Source organism: Novosphingobium flavum (assembly GCF_014230315.1).
GTDB classification, from domain to species: domain Bacteria; phylum Pseudomonadota; class Alphaproteobacteria; order Sphingomonadales; family Sphingomonadaceae; genus Novosphingobium; species Novosphingobium flavum.
This window is the reverse complement of record NZ_JACLAW010000004.1, coordinates 19080-44750: the sequence shown is the minus strand read 5'-3', so window position 1 is coordinate 44750 and position 25671 is coordinate 19080. Positions and strand designations below refer to the sequence as shown.

Genomic DNA, 25671 nt, shown 5'->3' with positions numbered 1-25671 from the left:
GGATCGGGACGGGAACCACAGGCGCGCGCATCCGCTTTTCCGGCAAGACCGGAAAGGAACCGCCATGCCCGACAGCGCCAACGAACCCGACATTGAGCCCGACAATCCCGAACAGGACGACGAGCCCAGCCAGGCCCAGACGCTCGCCAGCGAGGCGCTGCGCCGCGCCTCCAGCGGCATCGGCGATCTCGAAAGCGAAAAGGTCCGCACCGGACCTGATGACGACGGCACCCAGGACCTCGTCGACCGGATGAAACAGATGGAATCGAGCGGCCGGATCGACATGAGCGCCTATGCCGGCGAGCGCAACGACGACGACGAGGATGAGACCTACGGCTCGGCCACCGAAGACGAATAGCGCGGTGCGCCCGGCCTTGGCGGCCCCAGTCCCGCCGGAAAGTCCGCCCCCCTCGGCTCGGGCCGGTGCACCGCATCGGCCGCGGCCGCGCCCTGCGGGGCCGGCGGCCCGGCGCGGCTGACCGGGGCGGCCTCGGGCTCGGCGCTCTGCGGCGCGGTATACCACGATGCGCCGGTGCCGGCCCTTCCCCCCGCCGGTTCCGCCGCGCGGGCCCCGGCTTCCTTGTCCACCGCCTTGCCCCCCATCCCGCTGGGGTCGGCGAACAGCACCGCGAGGACCAGCATCCCCCCCGCGGCCAGCGCCGTATTGCGCATGTCGGCCAGGAGCCAGGCCATCAGCGCTCACCTGCCGGAGTGGGAGCGGGCGTCGCCAGTGCCCAGGGATTGCCCGCCGCGACGGGCTGTGCCTGCGCGCTGGCCGCGCCGCGCAGCGGATCGCCGCCGGCGTCGTCCTCGTCCGGCACCAGTTGCCAGGCGAGCAGCAGAATCGAGGCCGCCCACCACAGGGCGGACCACCGACTGGCAAAGACACGGGTAAGGCGTGGCCCGAACATGACCCCCGGGCCATAGCCCCCGCCGGGTTAAGGAAGCGCCAAAACCGCGCCTCCCGTCGCGGCGCTCAGGAAGAGGCCTCGCGCTTCAGCTCATAGAGCAGGTCGAGCGCGGCGCGCGGGGTCAGGGCATCGAGATCGAGCCCGGCCAGCCTCTCGCGCAGGGCATCGCCCTCGGCTTCCTCGGCCTGCAGCGCGGCGGCGAACAGCGGCAGCTCGCCCAGCCCGGCAGCCAGCCCACCCGTTTCCGCCCGGCCCTTCTCCAGCTTGCCCAGCACCGCCTTGGCCCGCGCCAGCACCGGCGCCGGCACCCCGGCCAGCCGCGCCACGGCAAGGCCGTAGGAGCGGTCGGCCGGCCCCTCGGCCAGTTCGTGCAGCAGGACGAGGTCGCCCTTCCACTCCCGCGCGCGGACATGGTGCAGCGACAGCGCCTCGCAGGTCTCGGCCAGCCGCGACAGCTCGTGATAGTGCGTCGCGAACAGGCAGCGGCAGCGGTTGAGCGAATGGACCGCCTCGGCCACGGCCCAGGCCAGAGCCAAGCCGTCATAGGTCGAGGTCCCGCGCCCCACCTCGTCGAGGATCACGAACGAACGGTCGGTCGCCTGGCTGAGGATCGCCGCCGTCTCGACCATCTCGACCATGAAGGTCGAGCGCCCGCGCGCCAGGTTGTCCGAGGCGCCGACCCGGCTGAACAGCCGGTCGACCAGCCCGACCGTGGCCCGCTCGGCCGGCACGAAACTGCCCGCCTGGGCCAGCAGCACGATCAGCGCGTTCTGCCGCAGGAAGGTCGACTTGCCGCCCATGTTCGGCCCGCCGATCAGCCACAGCCGGTCCTCCGGCGCCAGCGCGCAGTCATTGGCCACGAAGCGCTCGCCCTTGGCGGAAAGCGCCGCCTCGACCACCGGATGCCGCCCGCCGGTCACGGCGATGCGGGCCTCGTCCACCACCTCGGGGCGGCACCACAGCCCTTCGGCCGCCCGCTCGGCCAGCCCCGCCGCCACGTCGATCCGCGCTAGCGCCGCCGCCGTCCCGGCGATTGCCCCGGCCGAGGCCACGGCCTCTGCCACCAGCTGCTCGAAATGAGCCTCCTCGGCGGCAAGGGCATGGCCGCCCGCCTCGCCGATCCGGCTCGCCTCCTCGTGCAGGGCAAGGGCATTGAACCGCACCGCCCCGGCCATGGTCTGGCGGTGCGTAAAGCCGCTGTCGGGCGCCATCAGCCGGTCGCCATGTTTCGCCGGCACCTCGATGAAATAGCCCAGCACGCCGTTGTGGCGGATCTTGAGCGCGGCGACCCCGGTCTCGTCACGATACTTCGCCTCGAGCGCGGCGATCGCCCGGCGCGCATTGCCCGCCGTCTCGCGCAGCGCGTCGAGCCCGTGGTCGTAGCCTGCCGCGATGTACCCGCCCTGCGCCCGCTCGGTCGGCGGGCTCGGCACCAGCGCGCGCGAGAAATGGTCGACCAGCGCCCCATGCCCGCCCAGATGCGGCAGGAGCGCGTCGAGCAGGCCCGGCCGGTCTTCACGCCGCAGCAAATAGTCGCGCATCCGCCGAGCTTCGCTCAGGCCGTCGCGCAGCTGGCCCAGGTCGCGCGGGCTCCCGCGCCCGGCCACGATCCGCCCCAGCGCCCGGCCCACGTCGGGCAGCGCGCGCAGCACGGCGCGCAGGTCGCCGCGCAGCATCACCTCGTCGTGCAGCCACTGCACGAGGTCGAGCCGGGCCGAGATCATCGCAACATCGGTCAGCGGCGCGGAAAGGTCCTCGGCCAGCTGCCGCGCCCCCGCCCCGGTGACGCAGCGGTCGACCGCCTCGCACAGGCTGCCGCGCCGCCCGCCGCCGCTCGCTTCCAGGATCTCGAGGCTGGTCCGCGTCGCCTCATCCATGGCTAGGTGCGCGCCCGTGCTGCGCGCGACCGGCGGCAGCAACAGCGGCAGCCGCCCGCGCCCGACATGGTCGAGATAGGCGATCAGGCCCGAGGCCGCCGCCAGCATGGCGCGCGAAAAGGCGCCGAACCCGTCGAGCGTCGCCACCCCGTGAATCAGGCAGAGGCGTTCCTGCCCGCCGTCGCTCTGGAACTCGCGCAAGGGCCGCGCGATGCCGTCGAGCGGCGCCGCCTCCCACCCGTCGGGGCAGACCAGCTCGCTCGCTCCCAGCCGCGCCAGAGCCGCGCCCATCCGCTCGGGCGTACATTCCTCCAGCTCCATCCGCCCGGTCGAAATGTCGCAGGCCGCGATGCCCACCTGGCCGCGCACCTCGCAGACCGCCGCCAGCACATTGGCCCGGCGCGGCTCGAGCAGAGCCTCCTCGGTGAGGGTGCCCGCCGTGACGAATCGCACGATGTCGCGCGCCACCAGCGCCTTCGATCCACCGCGTTTCTTCGCTTCCTCGGGCGTCTCGACCTGCTCGGCGATGGCCACGCGGCAGCCCGCCTTAATCAGCCGGGCCAGATAGGACTCGGCCGAATGAACCGGCACCCCGCACATCGGGATCGGCGCCCCGGCATGTTCGCCGCGGCTGGTCAGCGCAATATCGAGCACCTGCGCGGCAGTGCGGGCATCGTCGAAAAACAGCTCGAAGAAATCGCCCATCCGGTAGAACAGCAGGCAGTCTTCGGCCTCGGCCTTGAGCGCAAGATATTGCGCCATCATCGGGGTGGTTCCGGGCGGGGTCGGGGCGTGCATGGCCCCGCTTAACCCGACCTTTCGATTCGACAAACGGCTAGCGGCGCTGTTTCCCCTATCGTATCGCGCGCAACCGCGTTATCGGCCGGTTTGAGAGCAAACAGGGAGCCCCGCGAGTGTCAGAGGAAAGCAACGTCCGTTTCACCGAGCGCGAGGCGCTGTTTTACCACAACACGATTCGCCCCGGTAAGATCGAGATCATCGCATCCAAGCCGATGGCGACCCAGCGCGACCTCAGCCTGGCCTATTCCCCCGGCGTCGCCGTTCCCGTGCTCGCCATCGCCGAAGATCCCGGCACGGCCTACGATTACACGACCAAGGGCAACCTCGTCGCGGTGATCTCCAACGGCACGGCGATTCTCGGCCTCGGCAATCTCGGCGCGCTCGCCTCCAAGCCGGTGATGGAAGGCAAGGCCGTTCTGTTCAAGCGCTTCGCCGACGTCGACTCGATCGACATCGAGGTCGATACCGAGGATGCCGACGCCTTCATCCAGGCCGTCGCCCTGCTCGAACCCAGCTTCGGCGGCATCAACCTTGAAGACATCAAGGCCCCCGAATGCTTCATCATCGAACAGGCGCTGCGCGACCGGATGAAGATCCCGGTCATGCACGATGACCAGCACGGCACCGCGATCATCTCCGCCGCCGGCCTGCTCAACGCCTGCTACCTCACCGGCCGCAAGCTCGAGGACGTCAAGGTCGTCGTCAACGGCGCCGGCGCCGCGGCCATTGCCTGCACCGCGCTGATCAAGGCGATGGGCGTGCGCCATGAGAACGTCCTGATGTGCGACCGTTCGGGCGTAATCTTCCGCGGCCGCGAAGTCTCGATGGACCAGTGGAAAAGCGCGCACGCGGTCGATACCGAGGCGCGCAGCCTGGAAGAGGCGCTGGTCGGCGCCGACATCTTCCTCGGCCTCTCCGCCGCCGGTGCGCTCAAGCCCGATTGGGTGAAGACCATGGCGGCCCAGCCGATCATCTTCGCCATGGCCAATCCCGATCCCGAGATCACGCCGCCCGCGGCCAAGGCCGTGCGGCCGGACTGCATCGTCGCCACCGGCCGGTCGGACTATCCGAACCAGGTCAACAACGTCCTCGGCTTCCCCTTCATCTTCCGCGGCGCGCTCGACGTGCGGGCGACCACGATCAACGAAGAGATGAAGATCGCCGCGGCCGAGGCCATCGCCAAGCTGGCGCGCGAACAGGTGCCCGAGGAAGTGGCGGCCGCCTACGGCAAGAACCACCAGTTCGGGCTGGACTACATCATCCCCGCCCCGTTCGATCCGCGCCTGATGGAGGTCGTCTCCTCGGCCGTGGCCAAGGCGGCAATGGATACCGGCGTGGCGCAGAAGCCGATCGAGGATTTCGACGCCTACCGCACCAGCCTCAAGGCGCGCCTCAACCCGACCACCTCGGTCCTCACCAACGTCTACCAGCAGGTGAAGCAGGACCCCAAGCGCGTCATCTTCGCCGAGGCGGAGAACGAGGTCGTGCTGCGCGCCGCGATCCAGTTCCGCGATTTCGGCTATGGCACCCCGGTCCTCGTCGGCCGCACCCAGCCGGTGCTCGACAAGCTGGCCGAGCTCGGCGTCGGCGATCCGACGAGCTACGAGATCCACAACTCGGCCAGTTCTCCGCTGGTCGGCGAGATGGTGGACTATCTCTACAACCGCCTGCAGCGCCGCGGCTTCCTCGAGCGCGACGTGAAGCGGATGGTCAACCAGGATCGCAACACCTTCTCCTCGCTGCTGCTCGCGCTCGGTCACGGCGATGCGATGATCACCGGCATGACCCGCACTTTCGCGCAGTCGATCAAGGAAGTGCGCCGGGTCCTCGATCCCAAGCCCGGCCACACCCCGTTCGGCGTGCACATGATGGTGGCCAAGAACTACACCGTGTTCCTGGCCGACACGACCATCAACGAACGCCCGAGCGCCGAGCAGCTGGCCGACATCGCGGTGGAAACCGCCGCCGTCGCCCGCCGCATGGGCCATGAACCGCGCGTCGCCTTCCTTTCGTTCTCGACCTTCGGCAACCCGATGGGCAAGTGGGTCGAGCCGATCCGCGGCGCGGTCTCGATCCTCGACGCGATGAACCCGGGCTTCGAGTATGAGGGCGAAATGGCGCCCGACGTGGCGCTCAACCCGAAGATCATGGCGAACTATCCGTTCAGCCGCCTCTCGGGCCCGGCCAACGTGCTGATCATGCCCGGCCTGCAGTCGGCCAACATCTCGGCCAAGCTGCTGCGCGAGCTGGCCGGCAACGCGGTGATCGGGCCGATGCTGCTCGGCATGGAAAAGCCGGTCCAGATCGCCCCGATGACCGCGCTCGCGCCCGACCTGCTGACCCTGGCCGTGCTCGCCGCGGCCGGCGTCGTCGGCTGACCGATCAGGGGCTGACCGATCAGGAGGCGAGCCGCAGCGCCGGCTCGCCTCCTTCGCGCGAGGCCCGGCTGGCCTGTTCGATTTCGCCGGCGGCAAGGCCCGCCGCCCTGCCGTTTACCTCTGCCCACGGCCGCGAATCGCCAGCCCGCCCTTGCCACGCCCCGCCCATGCCGCTAGGGCCGCCAGCGTCATCTGGGGAGTAGCCACCCGCCAGCATTGGTGGGCCGCGCGTCAACATACTCGGTCGAGAGGCCGTGGCGCACGGGGAGCGGGTCGAGTCTGACAGACTTGTCCAGTTCAGGCGAGACCAATGGCATCGCGCTTCCGTCCGGCCGGGCGGGGGGCACGATGTCGTTGCGTTTCGTTTGTCGCCCGGCCCCGGAGTACCCATGCTGGAAGCCCTCTTCACCTCCACCACCGTGGTCGCCCTCGCCGAGATCGGCGACAAGACCCAGCTCCTCGCGATCGTCCTCGCCACACGCTTCCGCCGTCCCTGGCCGATCGTTGGCGGCATCCTCGTCGCCACCCTCGCCAACCACTTCCTTGCCGCCCTGCTCGGCCAGGAAGTGGGCGCCTGGCTCGAAGGGCAGGCCTTCCGCTATGCCATCGCCGCCTCGTTCATCGCCATGGCCGCCTGGACCCTGGTGCCCGACAAGCTGGACGACGACGATACCCCGCCGCCCGCCCGCGCCGGCGTCTTCCTCACCACCCTCGTCGCCTTCTTCCTGGTCGAGATGGGCGACAAGACCCAGGTCGCCACAATCGCGCTCGGCGCGCGCTACATGAACGCGCCGCTGGTCACCCTGGGCACCACGCTCGGCATGATGATCGCCAATGTCCCCGCCGTCTTCCTCGGCGAAGGGCTGGTCAAGAAAGTCCCGCTGCAGCTGGTGCGGACCATCGCCGCCCTGCTGTTCCTCGCCATCGGCCTCTGGGTCCTCGCCCAGACCGCCGGCTACGTCTGAGCGGTCAGCGCCCTTCCCCCCAGGGGGAGGGGCGCCGCCCCGCCCTACTTGCGCCGATAGCGGAAATACCAGACCTCGTGCCCGTAGACATTGCGGGCCTTGGCCTCATAGCGCGTCGCCGGCCAGCCGCCGGGACGCTTCTGGAAGTCCTGCGGCTTGTCGCACAGCCACTCGAACTGGTCGGTGTGCCGCCGCATCACCATCAGCGCATGGCGCAGGTAGATCGCGTGGTCGGTGCCGAAGCGGAACTCCCCGCCCGGCCGAAGCTTGGCCGCGAAGAGATCGACCGGCCCATCGTTCATCATCCGCCGCTTGGCATGGCGCGCCTTGGGCCAGGGATCGGGATGGAGGAGATAGAGGAACGAGAGCGACCCGTCCGGGATTCGCCGCAGCACTTCCAGCGCGTCGCCGTGATGGATCCGCACATTGGCGAGCGTCCCGTCGCGCACGTGGACCAGCGCCTGGGCCACGCCGTTGATGAACGGCTCGGCCCCGATGAAGCCGTGGTCGGGCAGCAAGTCGGCGCGAAAGGCCATGTGCTCGCCTCCGCCGAAGCCGATCTCGAAATGCAGCGGGCGATCTTCCCCGAACAGGGCAGCCGCCGTCACCTCGCCCTCGGCCGGCACGGCGATCTGCGGCAGCAGCCGGTCGACCAGGTCCTGCTGGCCCGCGCGCAGGGGCTTGCCCTTGGCGCGGCCATAGAGCCGGTTGATCGTGGTCGGATCGCCTTCCTTGTGCGCGGTCATGGCTTGAACCTCATGGCCGCGCGGCTAGGCGCTCGGTGCGAACTTGGCAACCGTTCACGGCCATGCGCCCCGCCCGGAGACGCATTCGGCCGCGCGACCGGCCGGCCTCACGGCTCGCCGCATCGCTGCGAAAACGATTTCGGCGAAGGATTGACCGCGTTGGCGCGTTATGTAGACCGTTCCACGGGTCAATAGGCGGGCGGAGTGCTTTTTCGATGATGAACGGCAAGAAGGTGGCTGTCGTGCTGCCTGCCTACAATGCGGCGCAAACCTTGCTGCGCACCTATCAGGAAATTCCGCTCGATATCGTCGACGACGTGATCCTGACCGACGACGCCAGCCGCGACAATACCAGCGAACTGGCCCGCTCGCTCGGGATCCACACCCTCGTCCACCCGAAGAACCGCGGCTACGGCGGCAACCAGAAGACCTGCTATGCCGCCGCCCTCGAACGCGGGGCCGACATCGTGGTCATGCTGCACCCCGATTACCAGTATTCGCCGCGCCTCGTGGCCGCGATGGTCTCGATGATCGCCTCGGGCCACTACGACGTGGTCCTCGCATCGCGCATCCTCGGCAAGGGCGCGCTGGCCGGCGGCATGCCGCTCTACAAGTACATCGCCAACCGCGCCCTCACCTTCGCCGAAAACGTCCTGCTCGGCCAGAAGCTGTCGGAATACCACACCGGCTACCGCGCGTGGAGCCGCACGGTGCTCGAAACCCTGCCGCTCGATGCCTGCTCGGACGATTTCGTGTTCGACAACCAGATGCTCGCGCAGACCACGTGGTACGGCTTCTCCACCGGCGAGATTTCCTGCCCCACTCGCTATTTCGAGGAAGCCTCGAGCATCAATTTCCGCCGCTCCTGCACCTATGGCCTCGGTGTACTCAAGACCGCGCTGGAATTCCGCCTCGCCAAGTGGGGCCTGATCCGCTCGCCCCTGTTCGCCGGCAAGGCGCGCCCGCCGGTGCACGCCCTCGCATGAAGCTCCTGCTCAGACTGGCCGGCCTCATCGCCGTCGCCGTGCTCGCGGGCGGCGCCATGCTCGCCCGCCTGCCCCGCTCGAGCGGCCTCTCCGCCAGCTTCGTCACCCTGACCGAGCAGCTCCAGGCCGCGATGACCGCGAATTGGCTGGCCTTCGCCCTCGGGCAGGTGCTGATCGCCGCCAGCGGCGTCCTCCCGGCGTCGATGCTCGCCATGGTCGCCGGTGCCTCGTTCGGCTTCGGCTGGGGCCTCGCGATCTCGATCGCCTGCACCATGTTCGGCGGCTGGGTCGCCTTCGCGCTCAGCCGCACGGTCCTGCGCGGCTGGGTCCAGAACTGGATTCGCCGCTCACCTCTGGCTGACCGGTTCGACAATGCGATCAGCGAGGAATCGTGGCGCTTCGTCCTGCTCCTGCGGATCTCGCCGGTCATGCCCTTCGCCCTCACCAGCTATGGCCTCGGCCTTACCCGGATCGGCCAGCGCGATTTCCTGCTCGGCACCCTCGCCTCGCTGCCCGCCCTCGTCGGCTATGTCGCGATGGGCGCGCTGGGCCGCATGGGCATGGCCATGATCGGCTCGCCCACCTCCCCGCTGGGCTTCCTGATGATCGCCCTCGGCCTCGGCGCCGTCGCCTATGCCCTGCTGCGCGTGAAGGCGGTCCTCCAGCGCGTCGCCGAAGCCTGAACCGGGCCGGCCTTCAGGCCCAGATCCGATAGATCCCGAAGGCGCTGGTCGCGGTCAGCACCACGCCGACAAGGATCAGCATGTGCTTCGGGTTGAACCGCTTGGCCGCCCAGGCGCCGATCGGGGCACCGGCGATCCCGCCGATCAGCAGGCCTAGCGTGGCCCCGGCCACGTCGGCCACGCCAAGGTGCCAGATGAACGTGGCCGAGACCACGATGGTCAGGAAGAACTCGACCGTGTTGACCGTGCCGACCACCTTGCGCGGATCGGCGCCCTGGATCAGCAGGTTGGAGGTCACCACCGGCCCCCAGCCTCCGCCGCCTACCGCGTCCAGAAAGCCGCCCACCACGCCCAGCGGAGCGATGTGCCTGGCTTCCTTGATCTGGGGCGGATAGGCCAGCCCGCGCCAGAAGATGTAGAGCCCGATCCCCGTCAGGTAGATCAGCACGAAAGGCTTGACCACCGAGGCATCGAGCGAGGTCAGGACATAAGCGCCCAGCACCCCGCCGCAGATTCCCGGCAGCAGCAGCCGGAAGAACAGCTTCTTGTCGACATTGCGGTGCAGGAGGTGAGACAGCCCCGAAGTCGCCGTGGTGAAGCACTCGACCACGTGAACCCGCTGCGAGGCCAGCGCCGGCGGCACGCCGAGCACGGCCACGAGCAGGGTATTGGAGATCACGCCAAAGGCCATGCCCAGCGCCCCGTCGACCAGCTGCGCGGCAAAGCCGACCGCAATGAACGGGATCAGGTCCACGAATTCGAGTCCGCCCAGCCCCATCGGAATGCCTCCAACCCAAGTCGAGCAATTCGATAGAGTTAATTCCGTTCCGGCGCGAGCGGGATTTTCACGACGCTCGGCCCGCTCGGCACGGTGACCGGAGGGCAGGGATGCAGGTGAAGCGGGAGAAAGCAGCCGCTCCCCCAATCGTCATGCCAGCGAAGGCTGGCATCGCCGTGATCCCGATTGTCAGACGGTCCGGAACGCCAAGTTATGAGCCCGAAGGAGCGTCCACAGATGCCATTCCGACAGTTCGGCGTAGGCGTCAGCTGGCGACCCTTCCCGAACGCTCAGCGGACAATTTTTGTCCCTCAAGTGCAGACAGTCCGATTCCGGCAGTTCGCGACCAGATTGAGACGTTCGCCTCTGACCCTCAAACGTCCTGCCACGACACTAGCGGTCGTTCAGATTGAGTGAAGCTGCCTACAGTTAGGGAAACAGCGAGAGGTCGATGCCATTGCCCATCGCCGTATAGCCTTGATCGCTGGGGTGAAGATGATCGCCGGAGTCGAATTCGGCCTTGAACATATCGGGGTGTGACGGGTCCCGGACCATCGCCTCGAAATCGATCACGGCATCCGGCTCGCCAGATTGCCTGATCCAGTCATTGACGGCCTTTCGCAGCGCCACCTTGTCTGCGGTGGTCAACTCGCTCCCGGGGTTGGGAGTCAGCGTACCGATGTACACTTTCACGCCTCTGGCATGAGCGCGGGCAATCACCTGTCGGTATCCCGCAATCAGATCGTCAGCGGACACGGTGGGGCTAATGCCGAACGGGCTGCGACCCGACATATTGATGTCGTTGATTCCTTCGAGGAGGACAAGGTGCGAGATGCCCTCGATGCGTAAGGCGTCGCGGTCCAGTCTTGCCAATCCCGCCGCACCCCAGCCCGCTGCCAGCAAACGGTTTCCTGCAATTCCGGCATTCGTCACGGAGTACGCCCTGCGACCTTTGCGCATCGCAAGCCGGCGTGCGAGTTGTTCGGACCAGCCATGCAGCGCTCGCGGCGCGGTGCGGTTGCCGTCAGTGATCGAATCTCCGAACGTCACGATGACTCGGGGCGCTGCCTGACTGAGGACGCTCACCCCGGTCACTAGCGGTCGACCTCTCATCGGTGCGGCCTGTTCAAGCGACGCGTTGAGAGTCTGATCTCCCGCGGCCAGCAGAAATCCTGCACCGCCGCGGCCTTCGTTGATGGCGGGCTCGGCCAGTGCGGCGCTGACGACCAGTTCGGTTCCCGCCGTCACCGGCATGGCGATCGGATCGCTGATCATGGGTGCACCGGCAGGAACGCTGACGCTCGAGAAGCCCCCGAATGTGACGGGATGCAACGTACCGGGCTTCGCAACGAAGTCGCCGCCCGCCACGCCCACGGAGACGGCCTTGAGCTTTAGCGAAGCCTTCCCTTCCTCATTCGATAGCCTGATCCGGATTTGCGATCCCTCCGCCTGGATGGTCACTTGATACCGGACAGTTCCAGCAATCGGCTGCGGGGTCAGATCGGCCATGAGCTGTTCGATGGGAACATGCCAATGTTCTTTGGCGAACTTGATGAATGACTCGGAAGGGGCTTCATACGTCGCAGGACTGGACTGATAGGCCTCGCGCCATGCCGGCTGCGCAGTGGCAGTGGTGCCAGCGCACCATAGCACCATTCCTGCCGCTGCTACGCGCCCGAATAACTCTGCCCGCATGGTCTCTCCACATTGGCAACGGCCCCTGTTGTGCCGGAGCGGCACGTGCATTGCGTTGCTGGTTGTGGAAAGAAACCGCATTTGGTGCCACATTGCAAGAAATTAGAACAAATATTCCTATTTATCGGGTTTGGGGAGTGCCCCAGATAAACGTGGCATTGGCGGACATCCGCTTTTGGCGAACTTTGCCGTTCGCCGCCCAACGTGCGAACGACTGCAAAGTCCCAAACCCTGTCGATCCGAGAGCGCCCCATCGATATGAATGTACGGCGGCTTTCGATCCGCCGATTTGGTGGCGGGAATGGCAGCAACCATGGCGAATCCTGACCATCCGCTTTCAAAGCGGCGCCCCCAATTGCGGCCGTCGATTCTGCACCCCGGCTTTGCCCACCTATGCCAGCCCGCACATAAGCGAACGGCCCGCGTCCAGATCGGACACGGGCCGTTGTCGTCAATTCCGGCCGCAGGCAGGCGGCCGGACCTATCCCGAACGAATCAGGCCGCTTCCATCTCGGCGCCCGGATCGCGCAGCACGTAGCCACGGCCCCAGACGGTCTCAATGTAGTTTTCGCCGCCACAGGCGTGGGCGAGCTTCTTGCGCAGCTTGCAGATGAAGACGTCGATGATCTTCAGTTCCGGCTCGTCCATCCCGCCATAGAGGTGGTTGAGGAACATTTCCTTGGTCAGCGTCGTGCCCTTGCGCAGCGAGAGCAGTTCGAGCATCGCATATTCCTTGCCGGTCAGGTGAACCCGCGCGGCGTCGACTTCCACGGTCTTGGCATCGAGGTTGACCGCCAGCTTGCCGGTGCGGATGACCGACTGCGAGTGGCCCTTCGAGCGGCGCACGACCGCATGGATGCGGGCGATCAACTCTTCGCGGTGGAACGGCTTGGTCACGTAGTCGTCGGCGCCGAAGCCGAACGAGCGGACCTTGGAATCCATCTCGGAAATGCCGGAAAGGATCAGGACCGGGGTCTGGACCTTGGCGACGCGCAGCTTCTTGAGCACGTCATACCCGTGCATGTCGGGCAGGTTCAGGTCGAGCAGGATGATGTCGTAATCGTAGAGTTTGCCGAGATCGAGGCCTTCTTCGCCCAGATCGGTCGAATAGACGTTGAACCCCTCAGCCGTGAGCATCAATTCGATAGCACGGGCCGTAGTCGGCTCGTCCTCGATCAACAGCACTCGCATGGGTGTACCCCCCTTAAGCCCCGCACAGTATCGCCCTCCTGGTCGAGGACGTTCCCGGCAATTAACCATAGGAGCTATGAAAGGAAAAGGTTAATATTGCGTAAAGCGCGGGAATCCCTTCGAATCTCCGCCGATTGCGGCAAACGGTGCGGCAAATCAGGCTTCGATGATTCGGGTTTCGGGGTGGTGCCGGTCAAGATGGCGGCGCAGAATCGCCAGATTCATGCTGTTGGAACGAAAGGCGAAATCGAACAGGTCGCCCGCCACCGGCACCGCGCCAACGGCCGTGTCGATGGCCACGTTGGCCAGCATCCGGGCAATCTTCCATTTCGGCAGGCCAAGCAGCCGCGCTTCCCACACGATGTACAGGCCCAGCAGCGCGCCGAGCGCATCGCCCGCCACCGGGATCAGCCCGACCAGCGCGTCGAGCCCGACCTTGCGCCCGATTCCCGGCACGGTAATGCTGCGTTCGAGCAGGCCCTCCAGCGCCTCGACCCGGCGCCGGATCGCCTCGGGTGAGGAACCCAGCGGCAGCCCCTGGTTCAGCGAACGTGCGGAGGGGTTATTCATGCCTTTCCGGTCCCTTGCAGTTGCGTTGCAGTGCGCTTGCAGAGGTGGGGTCACTCGCCCCGCTCGGCAAGGGGCGGGAGCGGGTGGAACCCGGCCGAATTGGACGCGAAGCCCGGAATCGTGCCGCGCACCAGGGTCCAGCGCACCGGCTCGCCAAGCGGGATGAAGACATTGGCCGAAGTCAACTCCGCCTCGGCCTCGGCCAGCAGCGCGGCCCGCTTGTCCACCGCCGTTTCGGCCAGGGCCTCGCCCAGCCGGGCATCGGCGGCGGCCGAACAGATGCCCCGCCGCGCGGCGCAGGAAAGCTGCGCGAGATACCATTCCGGGTGCGCATAACGCGCAACTATATCAAGCAGTTGCAGGTCACCCGCACTGCCGGCAGCAGCCCGTTCCAGCGGCACGCCGATCGCCGCGAAGTCGGCCGCCAGCCGGGCGAACAGGACGTCGCCCCCCGGCCCCTCGGGCAGGACCAGCCGCAGCTTCGGAAACTTCTGGTGCCCCGCCTCCCACCGCTTGATTCGCGCCGCCGCCTCGGTCCGCCGCCGGTCCAGCGCAAGGTCCGTCCAGCGCTCGCCGATCGTCCCGAGATCGCCCGGCGCCCCGGTCGCCACGATCCGCGTCGTCGCCGCCCAGCCGCCGACGCCGATCTCGCTCGCCAGGGCATCGCGGTCGACCGTCATGGCCAGCGCCTCGCGCACCGCCGCCTCGCCGAGCGGACCGTTTGCGCTCACCGCGACCAGGCCGAACAGGCCCTGCACCGGGTCGAGCCGCAGATCGCGCCGCGACAGGCTAGCAACCGACTGGGCCAGCGCGAAAGTCTCGAACCGGCCGCCGAGGACAAGGTCGGTCCCGCCCTCGGCATAGCGGCGCACTGCATCGGCCCCGGGCAGGGAAAAGAGCCTGATCCGGCGCACCCCGGCGGCCCAGTCCTGCGGCTGGGGCAGGCCAAGCCGCTCCGGCGCGATCGGGCTGAGCAAGGCGATGTTGCCCTCGCGCGATAGCGCCATCGGTCCGGCCCCCTCGCGCCCGCGCAGCAGGCCGAGTTCCGGCTGGGCGAGCAACTGCAGTAGGTCCGGCGCAGGGCGGATGAGACGGATCTCGACCACCCGCCCGGCCATGGCCCGCACCTCGTCGATCGCGGCGAATTCCTGGGCCAGGGCCGTGCCCTGCAAGGCGGCGAGAGACTGACGCAACGCAGCGCGGGCGGAATCCCCGGTGATCGCGCCGCCATCGCGCCACAGCCCGTCACGCAGGCGAAAAATGTAGCTCAGGCCGTCGTCCGTCACGATCCAGCGATCGGCCAGGGCGGGAATGACCCGGCCCTGCGCATCAAGCGCGACCAGCCCTTCGGCCGTGGCCCCGCGCACCAGTTGCGCGGCCGGCGGCAAGCGCACGCCATCCTCGAAGGCCGCGGTCGGCGCGCCGATCACCACCACGTCGAGACTGGGTGCCGAATGGTCGGAGCAGCCGCCGAGGACACCAAGCATGGCGCCCAGAACGCACCCGCCAAAGCTGCGAAATGCCGATCGCATGGCCAAGGGGTAATCCAAGGCGGCGGCAATGGGAAGCGCGGGCAAGCGGCGGCGGGCGGCCTGCTGGCGGATCAGGTCAGAGGATCTTGCGGGTCGCGGTGGCGGGGGGCGGCGCGGCGGCCCAGCGGCGGTTGACGATCATCGCATCCGGCAGCGGCGTGGCCGCCGCATTGGCGCGGACCGCCTTGGGATCGATATCCTCGGCGAAGGCGACGCCGAACCGGTTTTCCTGGACCCAGGCGACCGAGCCCTCGACCCAGCCGGCATTGCGCAGGTTCACCGCGACCTTCTCGCCCCGCACCACCCGCAGGTTGGCTTCGGCCATCATGCCGCCGGGGGAAAGGTTGCGCACCTTCACGCGGTGAGTCTCGTTCTGCCCGTCGACCCGCAGTTCGGCGAGGATGAACAGGCTGTCGCGCGAAATCTGGCGGTTGTCGAAGTCGGTCATGGTCCCACTGCACAAGTGCCGGGGCGCGCCCGTCGCGAACGGGTGCGCGGCGGCTACCACGGAATACTAGCAGTCTAGTGCAAACAAGCCGTTAACACTCCCGCTCAGGGAGTGCCGGAACGATCAGTCGTCGCGCGAAATCTTCTCGCGGCGCTCATGCGCTTCCTGGGCCTCGACCGTCATGGTCGCGATCGGGCGGGCGATCAGGCGGCCAAGGCCGATCGGTTCGCCGGTCACTTCGCAGTAGCCATATTCGCCTTCCTCGATCCGGCGCAGTGCGGAATCGATCTTGGCGATCAGCTTGCGCTGACGGTCACGGGTGCGCAGTTCGATCCCCCAGTCGGTCTCGCTCGAGGCGCGGTCGTTGAGATCGGGCTCGCGGATCGGACCGTCCTGCAACTGCTGCAGCGTACCTGCGGCAGCATCGAGAATGGCCTTTTTCCAGGCCTGCAGCAGCCGGCGGAAGTAATCAGCCTGAGCTTCGGACATATAGGGCTCATCATCCTGCGGGACATAGTCCCCCGTGATCGAGCGCTTGGCCTTAACGAGAATATCGATGTCGTCTGCGAGCGACGTAACCATGGAATTCTTGCGCCTCCGGAACGAGTGCCACTACATCCACCACATGCCCGGTTTCCGGCTGGTTAAGCCCTCCCGCCGAGATTTCGCGCCTATAGTTGCGCCATATCTCCCGCACAAGCGCATTGATCGACTTTGCGGTGGATGGAAATGCCCGCGCGCAAGGCATTTTGCGCGGAAGTCCTGATGCGCGCCGCGTCATTAACCAATTATTGACCACACTCATTCAGCTTCGTCCTCATCGGACCGGCAAACAGGGGATCGGTTCACGCAGGGGGTAGTGAGATGAGCGCAAGCTGGATCAAACCGGTCGAATTCACTCCGACCGACGAAACGGCCACCGACATGCTGGTGGCGAGTTGCCTGGCCGCCGCCGCGAGCGGAGACCTTTCCGCCTATTTCGACCTTGGCGTCGCCTATTCCACCGGCAGCCACGGTGCACCGTGCGACCTGATCGAGGCGCACAAGTGGTTCAACCTCGCCGCGGTTGGCGGCTACGAGGATGCGGCGCAGTGCCGCAGCGACGTGGCCGATGAAATGTCCGCCCGCGAGATCGCCGAAGCCCAGCGTCGCGCCCGCGAATGGCTGGCCGCCGGGGCCAGGCGCGCGGCCTGAGCCGCGCCCGCTCAGCCTTTACGAAACGGGGTGCGATCGCCGAGCGAGACCTGCTCGGCGGCAACCCCTGCCCGCTCCTGCTCAAGGAACTGGGCCACGGCCGCGCGGAAGCCCGGATCGACCATGAAATGGGCTGACCAGGTCCGCACCGGTTCATAGCCGCGCGCCAGCTTGTGCTGGCCTTGGGCCCCGGCCTCGACCCGCGCGAGGCCGCGCGCGATCGCCGCGTCGATCGCCTGATAGTAACACAGTTCGAAATGCAGGAAGGGCTTGTCGATCACCGAGCCCCAGTAGCGGCCATAGAGCGCGTCTTGGCCCATCAGGTTGAGCGCGCCGGCGACCGGCTCCCCATCGAGGTAGGCCAAGACCAGCAGCACCCGGTCAGCCAACCGCTCCCCGATCAGGGTGAAGGCGTCGCGCGTCAGGTAGGGCCGGCCCCACTTGCGCGAGCCGGTGTCCTGATAGAAGCGCCAGAAAGCGTCCCAGTGCTCTTCCTTGAGGTCGGCACCCGAGACATGGCGGATCTCCACCCCGGCCTGGGCTGCGGCCCGTTCCTTGCGCAGGTTCTTGCGCCGGGCCGAAGACAGGGTGGCGAGGAACTCGTCGAACTCCGCATAACCACGGTTTTCCCAGTGGAACTGGATGTCGCTGCGCAGCAGCCAGCCGGCCTCCTCAAACAGCGGCACCTGCTCCGGCGCGATGAAGGTGGCATGAGCGGACGACAGGCCATGCTGCCGGCACAGCGTTTCCGCCGCCGCGAGCAGGGGCGCAGCCATGTTGGGATCGCGGCTCAGCACGCGGGGTCCGGTCGCCGGGGTGAAAGGCACCGCGATCTGGAGCTTGGGATAGTAGTTCCCGCCCGCGCGGTGCCAGGCGTCGGCCCAGCCGTGGTCGAACACGTATTCGCCCTGACTGTGGGTCTTGACGTAGGCCGGGAGAGCGGCGGCAAGCGCGCCAGCCTCGGCCCTGATCAGCAGGGGGACCGGTTCCCAGCCGCTGCGCCCGCCGACAGAGCCCGAATCTTCCAGCGCCGAGAGGAAGGCATGACTGACGAAGGGATTGCCGCCATCGGTCAGCCCGTCCCATTCGGCCGCCGGCAGGCCCGCCACGCCGGGAGCCATGTGTACTGCGATCTGCCTGCCCCCGCTCATCGGGCTTTCCTCATGGCACGCCGGCACCCTCCACCGTGGGCGCATCGGCATGATCGAGCGCGCGGGCGAGCAGGTCGGGGCTGCGGACGGTCCAGGTCGCCAGCGGCAGGCCGCGGCGGCGCTGGGCGGCCGGGAAACGCCCGGGCAAGTCTCGAATGTCGTAGGCAAGGAAGTCCGGGCGGGCCAGCCACAGGCTGAAATGGCGCTTGATCCGGCCGAAGATCGTCTTCTCGTTTTCTTCCGACATGACGAGGCCGCGCACGGTGAAAGGCGAATGGCGCCAGAACCAGCGCGAGACGCGCGGATCGAAGCTCATCACCGCGTGGGGGCCGCGATACCCTTCGAGCACGCGGCGAACGGCAAGGCACAGCGCCTCGACCCGCTGGCCGCGATCGGACTTGACCTCGATCAGCAGCGGCACCTGCCCGGCGACGAGATCGAGCAGGCGGCGCAGGGTGGGGATCGTGTCCTCGCTGCCCGACAGCCGGACCCGGCCAAGCTGCTCGGCGGTGCGTTCGGCCAGCGGGCCGGTTTCCCCGGTCAGCCGGTCTAGCGCGGCATCGTGGAACACGACCGCCTGCCCGTCGCACGACTTGCGGACGTCGCATTCGATGCCAAGCCCCCGCGCGATCGCGGCGGCTGCGGCACCGAGCCCGTTTTCAGGCAGGCCCGGGCCGTGCAGGCCGCGGTGAGCGATGATCGCCCTCCGCAGCCAGCCGACCCGCGCCGGCGCCGGGGCCGGGGCCAACCAGCGATCAAGCAGGGCGAACAGCGACAATCGCATCGACCTCCACCGCCGCGCCGAGCGGCAGGACCGGCACGCCGACCGCGCTGCGCGCGTGCTTGCCGGCATCGCCGAACACGGCCGCCATCAACTCCGAGGCGCCGTTGGCGATCTTGGGCTGGTCGGTAAAATCGCCAGTGGAATTGATGAAGGCGCCGAGCTTGACCACGCGTTCGACCCGCGAGAGCGAGCCGAGCGCGGCCTTGAGCTGGGCGAGGATCATCAGGCCGCAGGCCTGGGCGGCGGCGGCACCGTCCTCGATCGAGACGTCTTCGCCGAGGCGCCCGGTGACCAGCTTGCCGCCGATGAAGGGCAGCTGACCCGAGACGTGGGCCAGGCCGCCCGCTTCGACCACCGGGACATAGGCGGCGACCGGGGCTGCCGGGGCGGGCAGGGTCAGCCCGAGTTCGGCGAGCTTGGCTTCGATTTCGGCGTCAGTCATTTTCGTCTCCGTTGAGCCGGGCCAGCAGCCACGGCAGGGCGCTGTCCCACCGGTCAATCCGGGCATGGGCATGTCCGGCCCGGTGGGCGCAGCGGATATGGGGGGCCATCTGCGGTTCGCCGCACAGATGGAGGCGATGGACCGCGGGCGCAAGTTCGGCGACCGAACCGTGGTGTAGCGCGATATCGTCGATGAAGACCGCGCGCGATGGGGCATATTCGGCGTGAATGCGCTGCAGCGCCGGGCCCTTGGGCCCCTGGTTGGTATAGACCTTGAGATCAAGGCCGTGCCCGAGGAGCTGGGCCGCCCGGCCGGCGCGGTGATCGTCGGTGAGGTTGGTCAGCACGACCACATCGGCATGATGGGACAGCTCCTGCATCGCGGCGACGGCGCCGGCGATCGGGTACTGCCGCTCCATCTCGTGCCGGAAGAACAGGTCGAGCAGGTGCCAGACGTCTTGCGGCGTGACCGGCGCGCCATCGGCCCGGCGCATCGACCGGACGAAATCGTTGCCGTTCAGGCTGAAGGCGATGCCGTGCTGCTCACGCAGCCATTCGCTCCACGGCACGACCATGTGGAGCAGGACCTCGTCGCAATCGGTGACGACCAGCGGACGGCTCATCGCAACAATCCCTGCCCGGCGGCGGCGAGAACCGCCGGCTCTACCCCCAGCGCCTCGGCCGCGCCGACGAGGTCAGGCTCATGCGCGGCGAGGAAATCGAGCACGGCGCCCAGCATGGCGGGAAGTGCGGCCGGATCACCAAGACCGGCGCGCAGTTCGTCGGGCGTGAGCCCGGTCAGGGCGAGGAAGCGCTCGGCGCGGGCATCGCTTTCGAGCAGCCAGCCGAGGGCGCCAAGCGCGAGGGCCTGCGGATCAGCGGGGGATGACGGGTCGCGGAGAATTGTCAGCCTCTCGTCCAGAGCATAGGAGTGAATGCGAAGCGCATTCGCATCGGCAGGAGCCAAGTGGCAAAGAGAATCCTGGTTGTCGAGGACAACGATCTCAACCGGAAGTTGTTCTGCGACGTGCTCAAGAGCCAGGGCTTTGCCGTGGAAGGCGTGGCCGATGGCCACGAGGTGATGGCCAAGGCGCGCGAATTCGTGCCCAACCTGATCATCATGGACATCCAGCTGGCCGGCGTTTCCGGCCTCGACCTGATCGAGCAGGCCAAGGCGGACGTGGCCTTGCGCAATATCCCGGTGCTGGCCGTGACCGCCTATGCCGGCAAGGGCGACGAGGAGCGAATCCGCGACGCCGGGGCCGAGGGCTACCTTGCCAAGCCGGTTTCGATCGGGCCGTTCCTGGCCGCCGTGCGCGCCCTGCTTGAAAAGGCTGTGGCTTGACTTTTGTGCCTGCGCGCCGCTTTTGCGCCCCAATTCCCGGCGATTACCGCCGCCCCTATCCTGGAGCCTGACATGGACCGCGCCGCCACTGCCGACCGGATCGCCGCGCTGATCGCGCCCTTCAACAAGAAGGGGGTCGACGTAACCGACGCCACGACCTTTGCTGGGGACCTGGAATTCGACAGCCTGACGGTGATGGACTTCGTCGCGGCGATCGAGGACGAGTTCGACATTATCATCAGCATGAACCAGCAGGCAGAGATCGAGACCTATGGCCAGCTGGTCGATGCCGTGGTCAAGCTGCAGGGTTGAACCGGAAAATGACCGATCTTTTCAGCAAGTTCGACCCCCTGATCAAGCAGCGCGAGGACCTGCTTTCGACCGGGGTGACCGATCCGTTCAGCCTGGTGATGGAGCGCGTGATCTCGCCCACTGTGGCCGTCTGCAACGGGCGTGAGACGATCCTGCTCGGCACCTACAACTACATGGGCATGACCTTCGACGCCGACGTGATCGCATCGGGCAAGCAGGCGCTCGACGATTTCGGTTCGGGCACGACCGGGAGCCGGGTGCTCAACGGGACCTATGCCGGTCACCGGGCGGTCGAGGACGCGCTCAAGGACTTTTACGGAATGGACCATGCAATGGTCTTTTCCACCGGCTACCAGGCGAACCTGGGCATCATCAGCACGATCGCCGGCAAGGGTGACTACATCGTGCTCGACATCGACAGCCATGCGTCCATCTGGGACGGCTGCAAGATGGGCGACGCCGAAGTGGTGCCCTTCAAGCACAACGACATCGTGGCCATGGAAAAGCGCCTGAAGCGCATTCCCGAGGGCGCGGGCAAGCTGGTGGTGCTGGAAGGCGTCTATTCGATGCTGGGCGACATCGCCCCGCTCAAGGAGATGATCAAGGTCGCCAAGGACAATGGCGCCATGGTGCTGGTCGACGAGGCCCATTCGATGGGCTTCATCGGGCCGAACGGGCGCGGCGTGGCCGAGGACCAGGGCTGCCTCGAGGACGTCGACTTCGTGATCGGGACCTTTTCCAAGTCGGTCGGCACGGTGGGCGGCTTCTGCGTTTCCAACCACCCCAAGTTCGAGATCATGCGGCTGGTCTGCCGCCCTTACGTGTTTACCGCCAGCCTGCCGCCGAGCGTGGTGGCGACGGCCGCGACCTCGATCCGCAAGCTGATGCATGCGGGCGCCAAGCGGGCGCACCTCTGGGAAAACAGCGGGACGCTGCACAAGGGTCTCAAGGACCTTGGCTTCCAGCTTGGCACGGAAGAGCCGCAGAGCGCGATCATCGCGGTGATCATGCCCGACCTCGAACGCGGCGCCGCGATGTGGGAGGCCCTGCTGCACGAAGGGCTCTATGTGAACCTCGCGCGGCCGCCGGCAACCCCGGCGGGCATGACCCTGCTGCGCTGCTCGCTTTGCGCGGAGCATTCGGCCGAGCAGGTGCAGACCATCATCGGCCGGTTCGAGCGGGCCGGGAAGATCGCCGGGATCATCTGAGGCCATGGCAGGGCGGATCATGGGCAGGCTGCTGTGGGGCCTGCTCGTGGCCCTGTTCCTGCTCGGCGCTCTGCAGCTTGCGGCAAACCGCCTGGCCCCGGCCAATGATGGACTGACCGACGCCCCCTGCCCCGCGCCCGAGCCGCGCTTGCGGCACATGGCGCGGATAGCGGTGCTGACGCTGGCCGGACGGCGGATCGAAACCAGCGACTGGGACGATCTGTGCATCTACCAGGCGGAAAACGCCGCGATCGCCGCCAGGGGTGCCTGGCCACGCGCGGTGTTCATGGGCGATTCGATCACCCAGTACTGGGGCTTTGACGACCCAGCGCTGTTCGGCGCCAACGCGCTGGGCGGGGATGTGCTCAATCGCGGCGTATCGGGGCAGAACAGCGCGCAGGTGCTGGTGCGGCTGATGCCCGACGCCCTCGCGCTCAGGCCGAAGATCTTGCACCTGATGGTCGGCGTGAACGACGTGATCGGCAAGCGCGGGCCATCGCGGCCGGAAGACTATCGCAACAACATCCGCGCCATGGTCACGCTCGCGCAGGCCCAGGGCATCGTGGTGATCATCGGCCTGATCCCGCCGGCCAACGGCGACGGCAGCGACGACCGGGCGCGGACCGTTCCGCGGATCCGCGCGCTGAATGGCTGGTTGGCCGCTTTCGCCGCGGAGCGGGGGCTGGTGGTGGCCGATTACTACACGCCTCTGGCCGCGCGCGACGGCTCGCTGCGCGCCGCGTTCAGCGACGACGGGCTGCACCCCAATCATGCCGGGTTTGCCCGGATGGCGCCGGTGGCGCGGGCGGCGCTGGCCGAGGCGGACAAGCGGTTGGCTGCTGAGGCGGGTGCGGTGCGTTAGGCCCTGGATTGCTTCGCTGCGCTCGCAATGACGAAGGGGCGGGGACGAAGCGAGTCCCTCCCGGCCGCTTTTACAGCGGAGATGTGGCCGCCCACCCCCAACCTATCCCGCTGGCGGGAGAGGAGAACGGCCGCACTCATACCGTGGTGGCAGCCTCGCACTTGGAGGCGACGGCCTTGTTGCCGCCTTCGAGCAGGGTGACGGCAGCGAAACCGGCGATGACGAGGACGATGAAGACCGCGACGACCGTGCCGAGATAGCGGTCTATGAAAGCCTTGATCGGGGCGCCGAACAGGCGGAACAGCACGCCGACGATCATGAAGCTGATCGCGCGGCTGACCACGCTGGCGACGATGAAGGTAGGCAGCGGCATGGCGATGAAGCCGGCGGTGATGGTCAACAGCTTGAACGGGATCGGCGTGGCGCCCTTGGCCACGAACAGCCAGAAGCCGACCTCGCGCAGATAGCAGGCGGCGACGGGGAAGGACTTCTCGAGCCCGAGCGCGTGGAGCAGCTGGGCGCCGACCGCATCGTAGAGGAAATGACCGATGGCATAGCCGAGCAGGCCGCCCGCGACCGAAGCGAGGGTGGCGATGGCAGCGAAGCGCACGGCCTTTTTCGGCTCGGCCAGGCACATCAGGCCGAGCAGCGGGTGCGGCGGGATCGGGAAGAAGCTGGCCTCAACGAAGCAGAACAGGGCGAGCCAGAGCTGGGCGTGGCGGTGCGCGGCCTTGTCCATCGTCCACTGGTAGAGGCGGCGCAGCATCCGAAATCCTTTGGGTTATTGCCTGTGACGCGGGGATAGAGGCGGGGCGGCGAACCGGCAAGCGGCGAGATATGTAACCACATTGGTTATTTGTTCTTGACATCGTCACGCTGTTTCGGTACATAAAGGGAACATCGAGATGAAGCGAGTCGCCGCCACCCTGCGGCGAACGGCCTGATTTCGCTCAAGACTTCCCTACCCCGGAGCGGACACGAGCATGACAGCTGAACCTGACGGCGCGCCTGCGCGCCGGCGCCGATTTGGCGCGCCCAAGAACTGGCGCGAGAAATTTCTCGCCTGCCTTGCCGAGACTTCGAACGTCACCGCCTCTGCCGAGTGCGCCGACATCAGCCTGAGCTGGGTCTACAAGACCAAGCGCGAGGATGGCCTGTTTGCCGAAGCCTGGCTGGAGGCGCTGGTCGAGGGTTACGACCACCTCGAGATGGAATTGCTGTGCCGGCTGCGCACCGGGGAATCGCGCGACATTCCCGCGATCAAATATGACAATGCGACAGCCCTGCGGCTGCTGCTGGCCCACAGGGACACCCGCGCGAAATACATGGCGGAAAAGGCCAATGTGAACGCCGAGGAGGTGCGGGCCTCGCTCGATGCCAAGCTGGCCATGCTGCGCGAGCAGGTGCAGGCGCGGCGGCTGGAGGAGGAAGCGGCGGCGGACGACGGAGCAGGCAATGCCGCCGGGGGCTGAGCCCCATGGCGGCGAGGCGGAGGACACGCTGGCGGTTCTGCTCAAGGCCAGTGCGGCCGAGCGGGCTGCCCTGCTGGGGGGACTGAACCACGAGGAGCGCCGCGAATGGCGCTGGCACTGGCCGCTCTGGGCGCGCCGGGCGCAGCTGGCCCCGGCGGGCGACTGGCGGACCTGGCTGATCCTTGCCGGGCGCGGCTTCGGCAAGACCCGGGCGGGCTCGGAATGGGTCCGCGCCGTGGCAGAGCGGGACGGCGCGGCGCGGATCGCGCTGGTCGCGGCGAACCTCGCCGAAGCCCGGGCGATCATGGTCGACGGCGACAGCGGCCTGATGCGCATTGCGCCGGAGCACCGGCGCCCGAAGTTCGAGTCCAGCCTGCGCCGGCTGACCTGGCCCAATGGCGCGCAGGCGACGCTCTATTCGGCGCAGGAACCGGAAAGCCTGCGCGGGCCGCAGCATAGCCATGGCTGGTGCGACGAACTGGCCAAGTGGGACAATGCCGGCGGCCGCGCCATGGCCGCCTGGGACAACCTGCTGATGGGCCTACGGCTGGGCGACGATCCGCGCGTGGTGGCGACGACCACCCCGCGCGACATGCCCCTGCTGCGGCGCCTGCTGGCGGAGAAGGACGGCCTTGCGGTGACGCGCGGCAGCACCTTCGACAATGCCGCCAACCTGCCCGCGCGGTTCCTCAATGCGATGCGCCGCACATTTGGGCAAAGCCTGCTGGGCCGACAGGAACTGGAGGGCGAGCTGATCCTCGACCGGCCGGGCGCGCTGTGGACCCGCGCCTTGCTGGAGCAGTGCCGCGAGCCGCGCGGTGCTGCTGCGGCGGTGCGGACCGTGATCGGGGTGGACCCGCCCGCTTCGGCGGATGGCGATGCCTGCGGGATCGTGGTCTGCGCGCTGGGCGAGGACGGTGTGGCCCGCGTGCTGGCCGATGCCTCGGTCGAGAAGCCGAGCCCCGAGCGCTGGGCGCGCGCGACCGCCGAGGCGGCGCGGCTGTGGCAGGCCGACCGCGTGGTCGCCGAGGCCAACCAGGGCGGGCAGATGGTGGCGAGCGTGCTGCGCGCCGCCGAGATCAGCCTGCCGCTCAAGCTGGTTCACGCCAGCCGCGGCAAGGCGGCGCGGGCCGAGCCGGTCGCCGCGCTCTACGAGGCCGGGCGGGTGCGCCATGCCGGGCTGTTCGCGCGGCTCGAGGACGAGCTGTGCGGGCTGATGGCCGGCGGGACCTATGAAGGGCCGGGCCGTTCGCCCGACCGCGCCGATGCGCTGGTCTGGGCGCTGAGCGAGCTGTGCCTGCAGCGCGCGGCGGAACCGAAGATCTGGGTGCGCTGAGCCGG

Annotated in this window: 29 protein-coding genes and 1 riboswitch; of the genes, 12 read left to right on the top strand and 17 right to left on the bottom strand. The window is 67.8% G+C overall.

Going from position 1 to position 25671, the window contains the following annotated elements; genetic code table 11:
- Positions 1–64 precede the first annotated feature (64 nt).
- Positions 65–358: a hypothetical protein gene (locus tag H7F51_RS06110; RefSeq protein WP_185663353.1), complete on the top strand. Its 294-nt coding sequence runs from the start codon at positions 65–67 to the stop codon at positions 356–358.
- Here the strand turns inward: H7F51_RS06110 and H7F51_RS06105 are convergent.
- From H7F51_RS06105 to mutS, 3 genes are all read right to left on the bottom strand, one after another.
- A complete protein-coding gene (locus tag H7F51_RS06105; RefSeq protein ID WP_185663352.1) occupies positions 331–693 on the bottom strand; it encodes a hypothetical protein in 363 nt (120 codons plus the stop codon). The two genes, H7F51_RS06110 and H7F51_RS06105, sit on opposite strands and share 28 nt — an antisense overlap.
- Positions 693–911 carry a hypothetical protein gene (locus H7F51_RS06100; protein ID WP_185663351.1) on the bottom strand — a complete coding sequence of 73 codons (219 nt, stop codon included), beginning with the start codon at positions 909–911 and terminating at the stop codon, positions 693–695. The genes H7F51_RS06105 and H7F51_RS06100 overlap by 1 nt, the downstream gene beginning before the upstream one ends.
- A 65-nt stretch (positions 912–976) precedes the next feature.
- Entirely contained in the window at positions 977–3586 is a 2610-nt protein-coding gene (mutS, locus tag H7F51_RS06095) for a DNA mismatch repair protein MutS (RefSeq protein ID WP_484549413.1), read from the bottom strand.
- A gap of 116 nt (positions 3587–3702) precedes the next feature.
- Here mutS and H7F51_RS06090 point away from each other — a divergent pair, with 116 nt between their 5' ends.
- Positions 3703–5967, top strand: coding sequence for a phosphate acyltransferase (locus tag H7F51_RS06090; protein WP_185663350.1), 2265 nt, complete (start codon positions 3703–3705; stop codon positions 5965–5967).
- Between the two features lie 179 nt (positions 5968–6146).
- A riboswitch (yybP-ykoY riboswitch) is annotated at positions 6147–6291 on the top strand.
- A 68-nt stretch (positions 6292–6359) separates the two neighbouring features.
- Positions 6360–6932 (top strand): TMEM165/GDT1 family protein, encoded by a 573-nt coding sequence (locus H7F51_RS06085; RefSeq protein ID WP_185663568.1) that lies wholly within the window; start codon positions 6360–6362, stop codon positions 6930–6932.
- Positions 6933–6976: 44 nt separating this feature from the next.
- Here the strand turns inward: H7F51_RS06085 and trmB are convergent, their stop codons facing one another.
- A complete protein-coding gene (trmB, locus tag H7F51_RS06080; protein ID WP_185663349.1) occupies positions 6977–7678 on the bottom strand; it encodes a tRNA (guanine(46)-N(7))-methyltransferase TrmB in 702 nt (233 codons plus the stop codon).
- A 215-nt stretch (positions 7679–7893) separates the two neighbouring features.
- On the opposite strand from trmB, the gene H7F51_RS06075 reads away from it, so the two are divergent.
- Both H7F51_RS06075 and H7F51_RS06070 read left to right on the top strand, forming a co-directional pair.
- The gene (locus tag H7F51_RS06075; RefSeq protein WP_185663348.1) at positions 7894–8664 is read left to right on the top strand and encodes a glycosyltransferase family 2 protein; all 771 of its coding nucleotides are present in this window, start codon (positions 7894–7896) and stop codon (positions 8662–8664) included.
- Positions 8661–9347: a TVP38/TMEM64 family protein gene (locus H7F51_RS06070; protein ID WP_185663347.1), complete on the top strand. Its 687-nt coding sequence runs from the start codon at positions 8661–8663 to the stop codon at positions 9345–9347. Before H7F51_RS06075 ends, H7F51_RS06070 begins: the two co-directional genes overlap by 4 nt.
- 13 nt (positions 9348–9360) lie before the next feature.
- Here H7F51_RS06070 and H7F51_RS06065 read toward each other — a convergent pair whose 3' ends face one another.
- The 7 genes from H7F51_RS06065 to dksA form a co-directional block, all read right to left on the bottom strand.
- Positions 9361–10125, bottom strand: coding sequence for a sulfite exporter TauE/SafE family protein (locus H7F51_RS06065; protein WP_185663346.1), 765 nt, complete (start codon positions 10123–10125; stop codon positions 9361–9363).
- 429 nt (positions 10126–10554) lie between these two features.
- Positions 10555–11634, bottom strand: a complete 1080-nt coding sequence (locus tag H7F51_RS06060) for an SGNH/GDSL hydrolase family protein (protein WP_185663345.1) — start codon at positions 11632–11634, stop codon at positions 10555–10557.
- Between the two features lie 681 nt (positions 11635–12315).
- Positions 12316–13011: a response regulator transcription factor CtrA gene (ctrA, locus tag H7F51_RS06055; protein WP_185663344.1), complete on the bottom strand. Its 696-nt coding sequence runs from the start codon at positions 13009–13011 to the stop codon at positions 12316–12318.
- Between the two features lie 156 nt (positions 13012–13167).
- Positions 13168–13581 (bottom strand): DUF4112 domain-containing protein, encoded by a 414-nt coding sequence (locus H7F51_RS06050; RefSeq protein WP_185663343.1) that lies wholly within the window; start codon positions 13579–13581, stop codon positions 13168–13170.
- Positions 13582–13631: 50 nt separating this feature from the next.
- Positions 13632–15113, bottom strand: a complete 1482-nt coding sequence (locus H7F51_RS06045) for an ABC transporter substrate-binding protein (protein WP_185663342.1) — start codon at positions 15111–15113, stop codon at positions 13632–13634.
- Between the two features lie 76 nt (positions 15114–15189).
- A complete protein-coding gene (locus H7F51_RS06040; protein ID WP_185663341.1) occupies positions 15190–15561 on the bottom strand; it encodes a PilZ domain-containing protein in 372 nt (123 codons plus the stop codon).
- A 123-nt stretch (positions 15562–15684) separates the two neighbouring features.
- On the bottom strand, positions 15685–16143 hold the full coding sequence (gene dksA, locus H7F51_RS06035; RefSeq protein WP_185663340.1) for an RNA polymerase-binding protein DksA: 459 nt from the start codon (positions 16141–16143) through the stop codon (positions 15685–15687).
- 282 nt (positions 16144–16425) lie between these two features.
- Here dksA and H7F51_RS06030 point away from each other — a divergent pair, with 282 nt between their 5' ends.
- Positions 16426–16755 carry an SEL1-like repeat protein gene (locus H7F51_RS06030; protein ID WP_185663339.1) on the top strand — a complete coding sequence of 110 codons (330 nt, stop codon included), beginning with the start codon at positions 16426–16428 and terminating at the stop codon, positions 16753–16755.
- An 11-nt stretch (positions 16756–16766) separates the two neighbouring features.
- Here H7F51_RS06030 and H7F51_RS06025 read toward each other — a convergent pair whose 3' ends face one another.
- The 5 genes from H7F51_RS06025 to H7F51_RS06005 are packed head-to-tail and all read right to left on the bottom strand — an operon-like array spanning position 16767 to position 20098.
- Entirely contained in the window at positions 16767–17906 is a 1140-nt protein-coding gene (locus H7F51_RS06025; RefSeq protein WP_185663338.1) for a GNAT family N-acetyltransferase, read from the bottom strand.
- Positions 17907–17916: 10 nt separating this feature from the next.
- Positions 17917–18690: a glycerophosphodiester phosphodiesterase family protein gene (locus H7F51_RS06020; protein ID WP_185663337.1), complete on the bottom strand. Its 774-nt coding sequence runs from the start codon at positions 18688–18690 to the stop codon at positions 17917–17919.
- Entirely contained in the window at positions 18662–19132 is a 471-nt protein-coding gene (locus H7F51_RS06015; RefSeq protein WP_185663336.1) for a RidA family protein, read from the bottom strand. The genes H7F51_RS06020 and H7F51_RS06015 overlap by 29 nt, the downstream gene beginning before the upstream one ends.
- The gene (locus tag H7F51_RS06010; protein ID WP_185663335.1) at positions 19125–19754 is read right to left on the bottom strand and encodes an HAD family hydrolase; all 630 of its coding nucleotides are present in this window, start codon (positions 19752–19754) and stop codon (positions 19125–19127) included. The genes H7F51_RS06015 and H7F51_RS06010 overlap by 8 nt, the downstream gene beginning before the upstream one ends.
- A complete protein-coding gene (locus tag H7F51_RS06005; RefSeq protein ID WP_343061230.1) occupies positions 19751–20098 on the bottom strand; it encodes a DUF3572 family protein in 348 nt (115 codons plus the stop codon). Before H7F51_RS06005 ends, H7F51_RS06010 begins: the two co-directional genes overlap by 4 nt.
- Between H7F51_RS06005 and H7F51_RS06000 the strand changes: the two genes are divergently transcribed.
- From H7F51_RS06000 to H7F51_RS05985, 4 genes are all read left to right on the top strand, one after another.
- Entirely contained in the window at positions 20099–20476 is a 378-nt protein-coding gene (locus tag H7F51_RS06000) for a response regulator (RefSeq protein ID WP_185663334.1), read from the top strand.
- 72 nt (positions 20477–20548) lie between these two features.
- Positions 20549–20788, top strand: coding sequence for an acyl carrier protein (locus tag H7F51_RS05995; protein WP_185663333.1), 240 nt, complete (start codon positions 20549–20551; stop codon positions 20786–20788).
- 8 nt (positions 20789–20796) lie between these two features.
- The gene (spt, locus tag H7F51_RS05990) at positions 20797–21996 is read left to right on the top strand and encodes a serine palmitoyltransferase (RefSeq protein WP_185663332.1); all 1200 of its coding nucleotides are present in this window, start codon (positions 20797–20799) and stop codon (positions 21994–21996) included.
- Positions 21997–22000: 4 nt separating this feature from the next.
- Positions 22001–22858 (top strand): GDSL-type esterase/lipase family protein, encoded by an 858-nt coding sequence (locus H7F51_RS05985; protein ID WP_185663331.1) that lies wholly within the window; start codon positions 22001–22003, stop codon positions 22856–22858.
- Positions 22859–22994: 136 nt separating this feature from the next.
- On the opposite strand, the gene H7F51_RS05980 is transcribed toward H7F51_RS05985, so the two are convergent.
- Positions 22995–23624: a YqaA family protein gene (locus H7F51_RS05980; protein ID WP_185663330.1), complete on the bottom strand. Its 630-nt coding sequence runs from the start codon at positions 23622–23624 to the stop codon at positions 22995–22997.
- A gap of 217 nt (positions 23625–23841) precedes the next feature.
- Here H7F51_RS05980 and H7F51_RS05975 point away from each other — a divergent pair, with 217 nt between their 5' ends.
- Together H7F51_RS05975 and H7F51_RS05970 are read left to right on the top strand one after the other, a co-directional pair.
- Complete coding sequence (locus H7F51_RS05975) at positions 23842–24330, top strand: hypothetical protein (RefSeq protein ID WP_185663329.1); 489 nt, start codon at positions 23842–23844, stop codon at positions 24328–24330.
- Complete coding sequence (locus H7F51_RS05970; RefSeq protein ID WP_185663328.1) at positions 24314–25666, top strand: DNA-packaging protein; 1353 nt, start codon at positions 24314–24316, stop codon at positions 25664–25666. Before H7F51_RS05975 ends, H7F51_RS05970 begins: the two co-directional genes overlap by 17 nt.
- Positions 25667–25671 lie beyond the last annotated feature (5 nt).